At 69.1% G+C, this 14,182-nt stretch carries 13 protein-coding genes; 4 read left to right on the plus strand and 9 right to left on the minus strand.

Features of this window, described 5'->3' with window-relative positions:
• Positions 1 to 104: 104 nt before the first annotated feature.
• Entirely contained in the window at positions 105 to 3,164 is a 3,060-nt protein-coding gene (locus NAMU_RS08010) for a hypothetical protein (protein WP_015746904.1), read from the minus strand.
• A gap of 228 nt (positions 3,165 to 3,392) precedes the next feature.
• Here NAMU_RS08010 and NAMU_RS08015 point away from each other — a divergent pair, with 228 nt between their 5' ends.
• On the plus strand, positions 3,393 to 4,232 hold the full coding sequence (locus NAMU_RS08015; protein ID WP_015746905.1) for a hypothetical protein: 840 nt from the start codon (positions 3,393 to 3,395) through the stop codon (positions 4,230 to 4,232).
• 26 nt (positions 4,233 to 4,258) lie between these two features.
• Here NAMU_RS08015 and NAMU_RS08020 read toward each other — a convergent pair whose 3' ends face one another.
• Entirely contained in the window at positions 4,259 to 4,588 is a 330-nt protein-coding gene (locus NAMU_RS08020) for a hypothetical protein (protein ID WP_015746906.1), read from the minus strand.
• 220 nt (positions 4,589 to 4,808) lie between these two features.
• Complete coding sequence (locus NAMU_RS08025; protein WP_041368580.1) at positions 4,809 to 6,071, minus strand: IS701 family transposase; 1,263 nt, start codon at positions 6,069 to 6,071, stop codon at positions 4,809 to 4,811.
• Between the two features lie 130 nt (positions 6,072 to 6,201).
• Between NAMU_RS08025 and NAMU_RS08030 the strand changes: the two genes are divergently transcribed.
• Positions 6,202 to 7,755, plus strand: a complete 1,554-nt coding sequence (locus NAMU_RS08030) for an IS1182-like element ISNml3 family transposase (RefSeq protein WP_012814020.1) — start codon at positions 6,202 to 6,204, stop codon at positions 7,753 to 7,755.
• 356 nt (positions 7,756 to 8,111) lie between these two features.
• Here the strand turns inward: NAMU_RS08030 and NAMU_RS08035 are convergent, their stop codons facing one another.
• Positions 8,112 to 9,509 (minus strand): IS1380-like element ISNml2 family transposase, encoded by a 1,398-nt coding sequence (locus NAMU_RS08035; RefSeq protein ID WP_012814030.1) that lies wholly within the window; start codon positions 9,507 to 9,509, stop codon positions 8,112 to 8,114.
• 212 nt (positions 9,510 to 9,721) lie between these two features.
• Between NAMU_RS08035 and NAMU_RS08040 the strand changes: the two genes are divergently transcribed.
• Positions 9,722 to 10,378 (plus strand): DUF4389 domain-containing protein, encoded by a 657-nt coding sequence (locus NAMU_RS08040; RefSeq protein ID WP_015746908.1) that lies wholly within the window; start codon positions 9,722 to 9,724, stop codon positions 10,376 to 10,378.
• 11 nt (positions 10,379 to 10,389) lie between these two features.
• On the opposite strand, the gene NAMU_RS08045 is transcribed toward NAMU_RS08040, so the two are convergent.
• Genes NAMU_RS08045 through NAMU_RS08055 form a run of 3 tightly spaced genes read right to left on the minus strand, consistent with a single transcriptional unit; the run spans position 10,390 to position 11,860 of the window.
• Positions 10,390 to 10,860 (minus strand): SRPBCC domain-containing protein, encoded by a 471-nt coding sequence (locus NAMU_RS08045; protein WP_015746909.1) that lies wholly within the window; start codon positions 10,858 to 10,860, stop codon positions 10,390 to 10,392.
• A 9-nt stretch (positions 10,861 to 10,869) separates the two neighbouring features.
• On the minus strand, positions 10,870 to 11,520 hold the full coding sequence (locus NAMU_RS08050) for a dihydrofolate reductase family protein (RefSeq protein ID WP_015746910.1): 651 nt from the start codon (positions 11,518 to 11,520) through the stop codon (positions 10,870 to 10,872).
• A 1-nt stretch (position 11,521) separates the two neighbouring features.
• Entirely contained in the window at positions 11,522 to 11,860 is a 339-nt protein-coding gene (locus NAMU_RS08055; protein ID WP_015746911.1) for an ArsR/SmtB family transcription factor, read from the minus strand.
• Between the two features lie 118 nt (positions 11,861 to 11,978).
• Between NAMU_RS08055 and NAMU_RS08060 the strand changes: the two genes are divergently transcribed.
• Complete coding sequence (locus NAMU_RS08060) at positions 11,979 to 12,593, plus strand: dihydrofolate reductase family protein (RefSeq protein ID WP_015746912.1); 615 nt, start codon at positions 11,979 to 11,981, stop codon at positions 12,591 to 12,593.
• 114 nt (positions 12,594 to 12,707) lie between these two features.
• On the opposite strand, the gene NAMU_RS08065 is transcribed toward NAMU_RS08060, so the two are convergent.
• Both NAMU_RS08065 and NAMU_RS08070 read right to left on the minus strand, forming a co-directional pair.
• Entirely contained in the window at positions 12,708 to 13,376 is a 669-nt protein-coding gene (locus tag NAMU_RS08065; RefSeq protein WP_083785765.1) for a hypothetical protein, read from the minus strand.
• Positions 13,377 to 13,438: 62 nt separating this feature from the next.
• Complete coding sequence (locus NAMU_RS08070; RefSeq protein WP_015746913.1) at positions 13,439 to 14,158, minus strand: alpha/beta hydrolase family protein; 720 nt, start codon at positions 14,156 to 14,158, stop codon at positions 13,439 to 13,441.
• Positions 14,159 to 14,182 lie beyond the last annotated feature (24 nt).

Raw genomic sequence — 14,182 nt, forward strand, 5'->3', positions numbered from 1 at the left:
CGCCGTGGGTGCGCAGTTCGCGCCGTCCTATGCCGGCGCGACCTGCGCATTCGTGGCGCGAAGCGGCGGCCCGGTCCGCCGCTGCCGCCCACTTCCGCGGCGGATCACGGCCCGGTCCTGATCACCTTGTACCCGCCCTGCCCGCGCCGGCGCAGCGCGATCAGCTGCCGGTAGAGCTTGCGGGCATCGGCCCACGGCGGGATGGCGACCACCCGGCGCATCTCGGTCACGTTGATCTTGCTGCGCAGGTATCCCCGTAGCTGCTCGTTGGTCCAGCGCGCACCGGGCGTCTCGCCCAGCAGCCGGGGCAGTTGCATGCGCAGCTGGTTCTTGGCGGCCAGTGCACCCACGGTGCGGGAGGCGATGAACTCGTCGATGCAGATCATCGCCCACTCGTAGTCGGTCTGGACCTTGCCCTTGGTCGACGTCGGGGTGAGCTTGACCTGGCGCTGGGGGATACCGCCCTCGGGCAGGTTCTTCCACTTCATCTCGAAGACGTACATCTTCAGGATTCCGTCCTCGTAGGCGAAGCCCATCGCGTCGATGCCGTTGTTGGACTCGTACTGGCCGGTGACGACGGCCAGCATCGTCGGCAGGCCCTGGAACCGGCTGGTCATCAGCTGGTCGACCACCATCTCCTCGTACTCGGCACCGAAGTTGCGTTGGACCGCCAGTCCCCGCGGTGCCTGAGCCGCCGCCTTGCGCAGGTCGATCTGCCCCTCCGAGTAGGCCGCGGCCGGTTCGGGCAACGCCTCCACCGCCGCCTCGAGGGCCTCGATCGAGCCGTACGCGGTGATCAGAGCGGAGAGCGCGCCGGGGGCCGCGGCCGCGGCGCCGCCCGTCGCCACTCCGGTGAGCCCCTTGACCAGGACGTCCTTCATCCCGGCGTCGAAGCCCTGGGCCCACGTGGCGTCCCGCGTGGCGGCGTCGACCGCGCTGGAGATGCCCCCGCTGAGCGCGCCTTCCGTCATCTTCTTGCCGGTGCCCGCCGCGAACGCGCCGAACGACTTCGGCGCGGCCGCCCGGGCCAGTGCCGATGCCGTCTTCTCCATCGCCGCCTCGGCGGCCAGCGGGGCGACCGCGTTCAGCACGCCGTCGACCGCGCCGGAGATGAACGCCTGGGCCCCGTCCGCGCCGATGACGTCGAAACGATCGCCCTTGACCAGCTTGTTGGCCACCACCTTGGCGATCGCACTGGCCATGGCGGCGCGGGCGAGGCCGGCCAGCACGAGTTCGGGTGCGGCGGCTCCGCCGGAGGCCACGGTGGCCACCAGCGCCGCCACCATCTCCACGGCCTGGGTGACCAGCGCCTCCAGCTCGTCGCGGTACTTCACGAACGCCTGCAGGGCGGCTTCCGTCTTGCCGGCCAGCTTGTCGATCTCGGCCTGGTCCTCGGGCGAGGGGTTCTTGCCGGCCCGCTTGATCGCCGCCTGCAGCTCGCGGTTCTCGTCGGTCAGGGCGTCCGCGTTGGCGCTGAGTGATCCGGCGCCCGAGGCGGTTTCCCGTTTCACCGCGGCATCGAGCCAGACGGCCCGCTCGGTCGGGGTCATCGTGTCCGGCCGCAGCGCCAGCAGGATCTTGTTCTGCATCGCCGTCGACTGGTTGGTGAACCGGGTGCCGAACGCCGCGTCGCTGCCCAGCTTGCGCCGTTGTTGGCCGTCGGCGAACTCGTTGAGCAGGAAGAGCACGTACTCGTCGTTGCCGGGGTTGTCCATGGCGAAATTCAGCCGCGGCCCGAAATCGGCGAACACCATGCTGGCCAGCCATCCCTTTTCCGGTGGGCTGGTGTAGCGGTCCACGAAAGCCCGGAACTTGCTCCCGCTTTCGTGGTAGGCCGTGCGGAACCGGTCGTGGGCGGGACCGGTGCTCATCTTGAGCGTCAGGAACACCGACCCGTCCCCGGTTCCGCCGGCCCGCCGCAGCGCCACCACCGTGGGATCGCCGAGCTCGCCGGTGTTCTCGCCCGCGCCCACCAGGGCGTCGAAGCGGCTGGCGTCTTCCTTGGTGAGGCTGCCCAGGCCGCTGTAGAGGTTCTTGACCCGCGGATCCTTGGACGCGATGGCCACCTTGAGATACTCCAGCTGCTCGGCCGTGGCGTGCTGCACCGCGTCGAAGATGAAGTCGGCATCGGCCGTGGTGTACCCGGAGGTGGCGATCTCGACGGTCCTGACCAGCCGTTGGCGGGGCGTGACGGTCTCGTCCAGGAGCATGAGCGCGCGCTGCTCGGTGTGCAGGGAGGTCTTGTCGGTGATCCACTGGGCGAGGTCCCCGCCGGCCAGATGCGCGTAGGAGGACTTGAACTGCTCCTTGAGGAGCTTGGGTTCCTCGCTCTGCAACCCGTCGAACAGCAAGGGCGCGTTGGTGCTCGTCCGTGGCGCGGCGGCGATCACCACGTTGTCGATCGGCCGGACCTTCCCGAAGGCCAGGATCGCCGCGATCTTGTAACCGAGATCCTCGGACAGGCCGATGCGGGTGGCGAAGATGGCGGCCGCGATCGAACTGTCCTGGCCGTTGGGCAACTTGTGGACCACCGGTCCGAACTGCGAGCCGTAGGCCGTCTTGAACTCCTCCTCGGCATTCGCGTCCTCGGACCCGAGCCGGCGGACGTCGCCGACCACGCGCAGCACGGTCGCCTCGTCGGCCATCGGCTGCTTGACCGCGATGTAGATCTTGTCGGCGACCCGCAGCCGCCCGTACTCCAGGTACGCGCACGCCCGCGTGGCGTCGTCCCACGACAGCTTGGCCTTCAGATCGTTGGTCAGGTCCCGCTGGTGGCTCGACGTGTACTCGTCCTTCACTTGTTGCTGGTGGCCCTTGACCAGCAGTAACTGTTCCAGGACGACGGGGACATTGGCGTTGTTCTTCAGGACGAGGTTCTCGTGCAGTTCGGCGACGGCTTTGCCGACCACGGAGGCGATCTCGCCCGGCGGGTAACGTTGAACGGCGGCGGCCGCACCGGCCGTCAACCGCTGCATGACGGACGGTCCGGCGCCGCCGGCGAGTCCGGCCCGGGCGGACAGTCGCGCCACCAGGGCCGTGGCGGCCGCGTTGCCGGCGTGCCGTTGGATGCCGAGGAGGCCGAAATCAGGGCCGCTCCTGACCGCCGGGCGGGCACGGAGCGGTGGCTCGATGGGGAGGGGGTCGGCGCGAGCACGTTCGTCCACCGCGGACTCCTCTCGCCCGAACCGGCGACGCCGGGGCCATCCCGCACCTCGCCCGTCGACCGTCCGACACGATCGGATCGCGTGGCCCCGGCGCGGTCCGTCGCCCAGCGCACACGATCCGGATCAGTGTCACGGCCCGCCCCCGCGGCCGGTAGGCACTTTCGGGCAACTCTTCGGGCACAGCTTCGGCCGTGCAACCGGACCGCCCCGGCGTCCCGTCCTGTGGCCATGAGAACTCTTCGGGTGTGGTGGGTGACCGGCGTGGCGACGTTTGTCGTCCTGGTGCTGACCGCCTGCGGCCAGGCGGTGGCCGGGGTGCCGCAGGCCGGTGACGAGGGCTGCGTCCCGGCGGCCGACGATCCCTCGGGTCCCACGACGCCCACCGAGGCACCGGTCATCACCGTGGACGACCGGGTCAGCTTCGGGGTCCCGAACAGTCATACCGCACCGCTGGGGCTGACCGTCTATGCCGACGGCACGGTGATTCGGGCCGAGGGCAACGGCTCTCACGCCGAACCGCTGGCGGAGCTGACGATCGGGCTGGTCGACCGCTGCCGGGTGCAGCAGACGGTCGACGCCCTGGTCGCGCTCGCCGACGCCGACTTCGGGATGCCCGGGATCACCGACCAAGCCGTCACGACGGTCACGGTCACGCGGCCCGGGTCCGACCCGGTGATCCTGTCCGCCTACGCGTTGGGCACCGGCGACGAGTACGTCGACGCCAGGCAGGCCGCGGCCCGGACCGAGCTGACCTCCACCCTGCGCGCCCTCGAGGCAGCCAGGTCGGCCGAGCAACCGTGGACGCCGAATCGGTTGCAGCTCACTCGGTACGAGTACGAGGTGTCCGGCCCGGTGCAGACCTGGCCGCTGGCTCGCTCCATCGCCGACGTCCTGCACCAGCGGACCTACGGGGACCTGTCGTGCGGCGTCGTGGACGGGGCCGACGCCGCCGCGATCGCCACCGCCTTGGGCGATCACCCCGCCTTGTCACGGTGGACCGACGGTCAGGACACGACGGCTCTGGCCATTGGCGTGCTGGTCCCGGGCCAATCGGCCTGCGGCGGCTGACGCCGACTGCCCGATGTCGCCCAGGTTCACTCGTCTTCGTACCGGAGGAAGAACCAGCGCTCGCCCTCGCGATTGATCAGGTCCTGATCCATCGGGACGTACTCGGCGTGGAAGTCGACGTCGTAGTCGTCCGGCACATCGATGGCCAGGTAGAACTCACACAGGCTGACGAGTTCGTTCTCCAGCTCACCTGGCGGCTTCTCGTAGAGGAACCGGCCGGTCACGCCAGTCTCTCCGATCAGGAGCGCGACACCGCGCAGTTCCTTGGTGGGTATCTGCCACATCGCTCGAATCATCGGAAGCTCGACCCTGTCGAGCAGCGCCGCACGACGGTCGATCTCGTCGCTGTCACTCATCACGGGTCCCTCGTCTGCTGGGTCCCGGGACCCAGCACCGCCCGGTGGTCCGGGCCGGGGCCGCATCATTGCACCGGAACGGGGTCCTTCGCCTCTGCTTTCCGGGCATCTGAGTCCCTAGTAGTACTTTGTTAAGTTGGGTACTGAGCGTGGCATGTGGGGCAGACTCCGATCCAGTACGCGAGGAACCGCTGGAGTCTGTCCAGCAGGGCGTAGAGGGTCAGGCCTGCCCAGATGCTTTTGGGTTGGTCATTCGGAGCCGGGTCAGGAACACGTGCGCGGCGGTGACCAGGGTGGCGTGGTGGTGCCAGCCGGTCCAGCTTCGGCCTTCGAAATGGTCAAGGCCCACACCGGTTTTCAGTTCGCGGTAGTCGTGCTCGATCCGCCAGCGGATCTTGGCCAGACGGACCATGGTGGAGATCGGGGTGTCGGCGGGCAGGCTGGCGAGCCAGTAGTCGGTGGGCTCGGGCGCGCCCGCCGGCCATTCCGCGATGAGCCACTGTTCGGGCAGGGTGCCGTCGTCTGCGCGGGGGATGTCTCGGTTGGCCGGTCGGATCCGTAGAGCGGTGAACTCCGACCGCATCGCGGCGGTGCGGTTGGTCGGACCGGTCCTGGTTCCGCGCCGCCAGGTGACTTTGCGGCGGGCGCTGCGGCCAGCAGCCATGATCAGGTCCTTGCAGTTGCTGGGCGGGTCCGGGTAGGACGGTCCGGGTGGCCGGCCCCGCCCGGGCGTGCGGGCAGGGGTGACCGGTACGGCGTCGGCGGGATGGGCGCTGGTGGTGCCCTTGATCGCGAGGACGTAGTCCAGGTCCCGCTCGGTCAGGGCAAGCCGGAACGCGGTGGTGTCCCCGTAGCCGGCGTCCGCGACCACCACCGGGGGGCGGTGGCCCAGGGCCAGCAGGTCGTCGATCATCTCCAGCGCGAGCTGCCACTTCGGGCGGTGGTGCTGGGTGTCCGGGATCTGGCATCGACGCCGCCGGCGCCGCACCTCGGCGGCTGACTCTTCGGTCGATGCGGACCTATCGTCCCAGCTCACGGGCATGAACAGGCGCCAGTCCAGGGGCGCGGACGCCTTGTCGGTGACCGCGTGCACGCTGACCGCGACCTGGCAGTTCCCGATCTTGCCCAGGGTCCCCGAGTACTGCCGGGCCACGCACGCCGACTCGGTGCCCTCCTTGGCCTGACCGGTGTCGTCGACCACCCACGCCTGCGGCTCGATGGCCTGGATCGCCAGCCGGGCCAGCGTCCTGCGCACGGGAACCACGTCCCACGGCGAGTTCGTGATGAACTGCTGCAACCGCTGGTGGTCCACTCCCAGCCGCGCCGCCATCGGCTGCATCGACTTGCGTCGACCGTCCAGCATCAGCCCCCGCAGATACACCCCGGCGGTGGCCCGCTGATCCGATCGCAACAACGACGAGAACACCTGCCCGGCAAAGGCGTCCAGTTCCTCACCCACAGCAGCGAAACCAGCAGCATCCACACCCCAATTCTCTCCGAAAACCGGTGCAGCACAACGTAGACACGCCGACCTAACAAAGTACTACTAGGACGCTCCTGAATTATCCGTATGTCGGCCCCTGTTGATCTTGTGGGTTCGGGATGATCTTGGTGTGCAGGGTCGGTCGCGGGATCAGCGTGAGTTGTTGGATGCCGAGTCGGTAGTCGGTGGGCTGCTCAAGCCGGGCAGCGTGTTCGCGTTTCTGGCCGCGCACCGTCGGGAGGTGTTCCCGGACGGCATGTTCGCGGATCTGTTTCCGTCGGGTCGGGGCCGCCCGTCAGTGCCGGCCGACGTGATGGCGTCGGTGATTGTGCTGCAGGCTCTGCACGGCCTGTCCGACGCGGACACGGTGGACTCGGTGACGTTCGATCTGCGGTGGAAGGCAGCGTGCGGGTTACCGGTGACCGCTGCGGCGTTCCATGCCACGACATTGACGTACTGGCGGCGTCGGCTGGCCGCTTCGCAGTCGCCGAACCGGATCTTCGACGCGGTCCGCCAGGTCGTGGACCAGACCGGGGTGCTGGCTGGAAAGAGCAGGCGAGCGTTGGATTCCACGATCCTGGACGACGCGGTCGCCACCCAGGACACGGTCACCCAGTTGATCGCGGCGATCCGCCGGGTCCGCCGCGAGGTACCCGGCGCCGCCGAGGTCGTCGGCGAGCACTGCTCGGCTCACGACTATGACGACCCGGGCAAACCGGCGATCGCCTGGAACGATCAGCAGGCCCGCGAGGCCCTTGTCGATGCGCTGGTCACCGACGCGCATCGGGTGCTGGGACACCTGCCCGACCAGGAGCTCGGACCGAAGGCGGCGGACGCGGTCGCCCTCTTGGCGTTGGTCGCCGGGCAGGACGTGGAACCGGTCGAGGGCTCGGACGGCACCGACGGACGGTGGCGGATCGCGCAGCGGGTCGCCCCGGACCGGGTGATCTCCACCGTGGACCCGGAGGCGCGGCACGCCCACAAGACCGTCCACCGGCGGCAGGACGGGTTCAAGGCACACATCGCGGTCGAACCCGACACCGGTCTGGTCACCGCCTGCGCGGTGACCATGGCCAGCGGACGCGGCAACAGCGACGCCGAGGTTGGACCCACCTTGCTGGCACAGGAGACCGAAAAGCTGCACGTGCTGGCCGATTCGGCGTACGGATCGGGATCCGCGCGGGCCGAACTGGACCATGCCGGGCACATCGCGTTGATCAAGCCGTTCCCGCTGCGGTCGGCCGTGCCGGGCGGGTTCACCCTGGACGACTTCACCGTCGACCCCGAGGCCAGGACGGCCACCTGCCCGAACGGGGTGACCCGGTCGATCACCGCGCAATGGTCCGTCACCTTCGGAGCGGCTTGCCGCGGCTGCCCGCTCCGGGCCCAATGCACGACCAGCGACGCCGGTCGATCGCTGAAGCTGACCGAGTACGAAAGCCTGCTCAGGGCGGCCCGTCGACAAGCGGAAACCGAGGACTTCCAACAGGTCTACCGACGGCACCGGCCGATGGTCGAACGATCGATCTCCTGGCTGGTCCGCGGCAACCGCAAAGTCCGCTACCGCGGCGTCGCCAAGAACGACCACTGGTGGCACCACCGCGCCGCTGCGATCAACCTCAGGCGAATGCTCACCCTCGGGCTGACGCGGGTGAGCGGGACGTGGACCATTGCACCGGCCTGACCGGCCGGCACGAGACCTCACCGGGCCGTGAGCAACGGCCCGTCCCTCCGATCAGTCAGGAGAATCATCCAGGGCCGGGCGACGACTCAGGACCACCCCTGACAGCCCGATCACGCGCGAACGCTCCCACTGTCCCAAAGCGAACTCCCGAACCCACAAGTGACCGCTATTCAGGAGCGTCCTAGCCTCGATCTTTCTTCCGGTGGTCGGGCGGCCTCGTAGCCGTTCCTCATGATCATTTTTGTCCTCCTCTGTTGATCATGGGTTGGCTGCTGAACCCGTGGTCGCCTGGGTGGGCGCCGGGTTCCACTGCCCGGTTCGGGTCCTTGGTCGGAGATGGTGGTCGGGTCGGTGGGTCAGGTCAGTTGCGGCAGGTTCCGCAGCCGGGCCAGGCCGTGCAGGAGGAGGTCGCGGTGGGGTGCGTGCGCGGACAGGCGGAGCCAGGTACGGCGGGCTTTGCGGCCGATCCGGGCGGCGACGCTGAACAGTCGGTGCCGCAGCTTCTTGGGCTCCCAGGTCCGCGCCGGGGTGCCGGTGAAGGCGAGCATCTGCATCCATGCGGTCAGTTCGGTGGCCAGTTGCACGACCGCGATCCACACTTGATTCTGGGCAAAGTCGTTGAGGGGCAGGTTGTTCAGGCCGGTGTCCTTCGAGTTGCGGATCCGGTCCTCGCAGCGGGCGCGGCGCCGATGCCGCAGTTCCAGATCCGCGAGCTGTCCGCCTTTGGTGTTCGTGGCGAACGCGGTGAGCCGGTTGCCGTTCGAGTCGGTGAACTTCAGCTGGGCACCGGGATGGGGTCGTTCGGCGCGGACGATGACCCGCATGTCCTTGGGCCAGCCCTTGAGCTTGAGGACCCCGGTCAGTTCGGCCACCCAGGCCCCGTCCCGGGGCTCCTGGTCGGCGTTGTACGCGGGTGTCCACGCCGCCTCCGGCAGGGCGTCGACCTTGGCGGTGATGTCGGTGGTCAGGGTGAACCCGACCGAGTACTGGACCCGTTGCCGGGCCATCCAGTCCACGAACTCGTGGGTTCCGCCGGCCCCGTCGGTGCGGACCAGCACACCGCGGCCGGGCCGTCGGTCCGCCGTGGTGCAGGGCAGTTGCGCGAGCGCGGCCTTGACCACGCTGATGTGGTCGGCTGCGGTGTTGGAGCCGGCGTTGCCCGGCCTCAGCAGCATCGCCAGGGGTTCACCGGTGCCGTCCGGGCCGTGGTCGGCCCACGCGCCGATCGGGTGGAACCCGAAGCCCTTCTTGAATGTTGCTGCTGCCAGCTGCTTTTCGGAGTGCGCGGTGACCAGGGTGGCGTCCACGTCGACGACCAGCGGCGCCTTCGCCGACCGGTCATGGTTCGGTGCGGCGGGTCCGGCCAGCTTCCACGCCCGGGCGCGGGCTGCCGCCCGCGCGGTGTCGATCGCCTTCAGCGCTGCCGTCGCGTCCGAGGCGAGGGTGTCGATCAGCCGGGACACAGTCGGGTCGGACGCCACATGACCGAACACGGCGGGCTCGGCCCGCAGTTGGGCGATGTCGGCCAGGCAGTCACCGCCGATCGCCAGCGAGATCGCCAGGTCGAGCAGGATCTTGCCCGGGTCGTGCACCGCCATCGGCTTGCGCCACGGCCTCAACGCCGCCGACAACCCACGACCCAAACCGACCCTGTCCGCGGCCAAGGCCAGCAGCACCGACCCGCCGTGGGACACCACCCGCTTGCCGGTGGCATCGACTCGGAGCGACGGGTACAGCCCGGTAGACTTCCGCATCGGAAAGGTGCTCCTGGTTCTGGTTCGATTGGTCCCTCAGCAAGACCTATCTTCCCAGGTCAGAGCACCTTTCCTCATGATCAACACTCTGCCGATCAGAATTACGATGAAAGCGGCAGGCTAGGTTCACATCGGGCCGCAACCGTCGGGTTCTGCCTGCCGGCCGCGTGGGGGGACGGTCCTGCAGGCCACCACCGAGGAGAGGGGCTTTCATGACCGAGAGCACAGTCCAGTACGCCGCCCGGTTCGACGTCGACTACCCGGAGAAGCTGGACCGGGTCACCAGCGCATTTCGGTTCCTGTGGATCATCCCGATCGCGATCGTGGTGAGCGTGCTCTCGGGCACGGCCGTCTCGACCACCACCGTCGTCACCGCGACCGGCGAGGTGGTCAGCCAGGTTTCGCGATCGGCCGGCGGCATTGCCGGTGGGCTGTTCGGTGCCACCCTGCTGATGATCTTGTTCCGGCGCCGGTATCCACGTTGGTGGTTCGACTTCGCGTTGCAGTTCAACCGCTTCACCGCGCGGGTCGCGGCCTACGGCGCGTTGCTGACCGACCGCTATCCCTCCACCGTGGAGGAACAGGCCATTCACTTGGATCTGGACTACCCCGACGTCGAGAAGCAACTCAACCGGTGGCTACCGCTGGTCAAATGGTTCCTGGTGATCCCGCACCTGATCGTGCTGTTCTTCCTGTTCATCGGCGCCGCGTTCGCGGTGATCATCGCCTGGTTCGCCATCCTGTTCACCGGGCGGTATCCACGCGGCCTGTTCGATTTCGTCGTCGGCGTCGGGCGGTGGGCGCTGCGAGTCTCCGCCTACGCCACCTTGCTGCTCACCGACCGCTACCCGCCGTTCAGCCTGCACTGAGCCACGAGCGCTCAGCCGGTTCGCGCCAGGTAGGCGCCCAACGTGTCGAGCAGGCCCCGGCTGCCGGTCTCCCGGTTCGGCCCGTCGGCCCAGAACTGGTCGAAGAAGACCCCGTGTTCGACATGCGTGAACCGGGTGCCGCCCGCGATCGGCTCGAACTCGAACGAGGCCACTGAGGTCGACATGTGGATCCCGTCGATCCACATGTCGTAGGTGGTGACGATGCGGACGGGCTCGACGATGTCGGTATAGGTGGCCACGTACCGGGTGACCGGGCCCCGGTGGAACTTTCCCTCGGCCACGTCGCGGCCACCGACCCGGAAGTCGAACGACCACTCCCGGGGCTCGATGGCCGCGCCGCCACCGAACCACTGCAGTTTCTGGTCCTCCTGGGCGAAGGCGGTCCAGATCCGGTCGACGGCCACCGGATAGTCGCGGGTGAGGGTGAAACCGGAACGGGCCAGCCGCCGTTCGATCGTCATGGACAGGTCCTATCGGGTGAAGGTGACGTGGATGGTGCCGCTTTCGGCCACTTCCGAGCGCACCTGATGGGTGATTTCCAGGCCGCGCAGGTCGTCCCACAGCCGGGTGCCCCGGTCCAGCAGGATCGGCGCGATCGAGACGTGCAGGTCGTCGACCAGGCCCGCGAGCAGGAAGGCGCGAGCGGTGCCGACGCCGCCGCCGACCCGCACGTCCAGGCCGCCGGCCGCCGCCGTCGCCTCGGCGAGCACCTCCTCGATGGCGGCGGGGGAGCGGAAGTGGAAGGTCGTCCCACCCTGCATCGGCATGGACGGCCGCGGCGCGGTGTGGGTCAGCACGTAGACCGGGGCGTGGAACGGCGGCTCGTCCCCCCACCAACCCTTCCAGTCCGGGTCGTCGGGGAACGAATGCAGGCCGAACATAGCCGCCCCCATGATCTCCGCCCCGATACCCTCGAAGTACCCGGTGGCGTAGGCATCGTCGACCCCGGTGGTGCCGGCGCCGCTGGTGTCGCCCAGGACGCGCCGGCGGAACGTCCGGGTCGCGGTGTAGGCGCCGACCAGGCGGCCCCAGTCCTCGCCCATCGGATTCTCCGGGGTGGGGTTCGCCGAGGAGGCGTAGCCGTCCAGCGAGATGTTCAGATCGATGCGCACACGGGTCATCTCAGGTTTCCTTTCCGGTGGTGCGGGTCAGATGCAGGCCGAGCCGGTCGGCCTGGTGTTCGGCGGGGGTTCGCTGCTCGCCGAGCCACAGGTGCAGCACGTCCAGGGCGCCCGGCCGCAGGCTCACCGTGCGCACCCGCCCGTGTTTCTCGGACGTGATCAGTCCGGCGTTCTCCAGCACCCGCAGGTGCTGCAGGAGCGAGGGCAACGCCATCGAGAACGGCGCCGCCAGTTCGGACACGACGGCGGGGGACTTGGCCAACCGCTCCACGACGGCCCGGCGCGTCGGATCCGCGAGCGCGCGGAGCACGGCGTCCAGCTCGTCGTGATAGTTAGGCACATGCCTAACTATCACCGCCGGACGGCCGTTCGTCAAACCCGTCGGCGGGCTGGCGATGAATTCGGTGCGGCCACGCCGTCTGACCGGGGGAAGGCACCCACCGACCAAGGAGCACACCATGGGCAAGCTGATCGTCACCGAGTTCATGACGTTGGACGGCGTCGCGCAGGCCCCGGGCGGACCGGACGAGGACCGCGAGAGCAGCTTCGAGCACGGGGGCTGGCAATGGCCGGTCTCGGACCCGGAGTCCGGCGAGGTGATGTACCAGGAGGCCAGCAGCATGAAAGCGCTGCTGCTGGGCCGCAAGACCTACGACATCTTCGCCCAGTACTGGCCCCAGGCGCCGGCCGAGATGCCGTTCACCGCACTGCTGAACAGTGTTCCCAAGTACGTGGCCAGCCGCACCCTGGCCGAGCCGCTCAACTGGTCCGGATCGACCTTGCTCAGCGGTGATTTCGGCGAGAGCATCACCGCCCTGAAGCAGCGCTACGACGAGGTGCAGGTGATCGGCAGCCTGGACATGGTGCAGTCCCTGCTGCGGCTGGGCCTGGTCGACACGATGAATCTGTGGGTGTACCCGTTGGTCTTGGGCACCGGCAAGAAGGTCTTCGACGGCGGGACCGTGCCCACCGCGCTGCGTCTGACCGCCTCGCAGATCTACCCGGGCGGGGCCGCGCACCTGACGTACGAGACGGCCGGCGCACCCACCTACGCCACGATGCCCGACGAGTAGATCCGATGGATGCCCATCAGCCGGCGAGGAGGGTCACGGTGAAGATCGCCCAGTCGACGAGCAGGTGCGCTCCGAACGCGACCAGGATGTTCTTGGTCCGGATGTAGGCCAGGGTCAGCACAATCCGGGCCAACCGATGACCAGGAAGCACTGCAGCACGTTCCAGTCGTAGGTGGGCAGATGCGCGGCGCCGAACCAGATGGCGGTCACCACCCAGGCGATGAGCACCGAGGCGGTGCGGGACAGACCGGCCTTCGAATAGGCGAAGTACAGCACCGCCAGGAACGGGATGAGGCTGAACAATTCCTCACCGAAGAGCTGGATGAAGGTCCCGACATAGAAGAAGGCCAGGTCGCCAGCCGTCGTGAGGCCGTCGGCCGCCTGGTTCGCGACGAGATGACCGGGGTACAGGCCATTGATGACCGCCGCCACCAGGCCGGTGAGCGCCAGATTGATCAGCCAGAACGCGAGGATGGTCAGCAGGTCCCGGCCGTGCAGGGGCCGGAAGATGCAGCGCCACCACTTCCCGGTGAAGGCGATGAAGGCGGCCAACGGGATGGCGACGAACAGGATGCGAACGCCGAGCTGGGCGAGATTGCTTCCGGCCGGGATCAATGACAACGCCAGGAATCCGGCGGCGGCGGCCAGGATCATCACGATCCATTTCCACGCCGCGATCTCGATCGGTTGGCCGGCGTAGAACGGAAAGTCGGCGCCGTCGTCGCGTTCGAAGAACTTGCCGAGCCGGCGCTGGGCCGTGAACTCCGGGTTCGAAGTGGTCATGACGGGCTCACTCTCTGGTCGGCGGCTTGGAGCAGCGCGTACCCACGACCAGTGCCGGGTAATCACCGCAGCAGCGTCGCACCCGGGACCGTCGGCAGCGGGGTGGCGGTGGCGACGGCGGTGATCCAGGCCCCGATCAGCGCGGCGATGGCGGACCGGGCGGCGTCCGGGTCGGGCCCGCCGCCGCAGAGCCGGCGGCCCAGGTCACGGCCCCGGCCGTCGAGCAGGTCGGCGTGACCCAGGCCCGGCACCAGCATGTGCCGGGCGGCCGGCGTCGCCCGGGCGAACTGCCGGTGGTTGATCCCCTCGGGCGCGCACCGCCCGCCGACCCCGGCGCCGACGATGAGCGCGGGCACCGTGAAGGCCGCTTCCTGCGCAGTGGCGGTCGGGCCGCTCGGGCGCCGGCCCTGGCCGTCGACCGGGTCCAGCAGCACCACCGACGCCGGCCGATCGTCGTCGCGGAGCTGCCCGGCGGCCCGCCAGGCCGCCTGGCCGCCGCGGGAATGGCCACCCAGATGAATCCGGGCGCCCGGCCGGTCGGCCGCCACCGAACGCACGAGATCGGCCGCGGCGGCGGCCTCGGTGGCCACCGGCACCCGCCCGGTCAGCGCGCCGAGCCCGCGGCGGTAGAGCTGCGGGACGATCACCGTCGAGCCGGAGCCGGCCACCGCCTGGGCCAGCACCGTGTACGACGCCGCGGCGATCATGAAGCCGGGCAACAGGATCAGGACGTCGGGCCCCGACGCCGGGATGATGAGCAGCTGGTCTCCGCGAGTGGGCACCCGCCCAATCTAGGAGGGCCCCGG

This window comes from Nakamurella multipartita DSM 44233, from assembly GCF_000024365.1.
Lineage (GTDB): Bacteria > Actinomycetota > Actinomycetes > Mycobacteriales > Nakamurellaceae > Nakamurella > Nakamurella multipartita.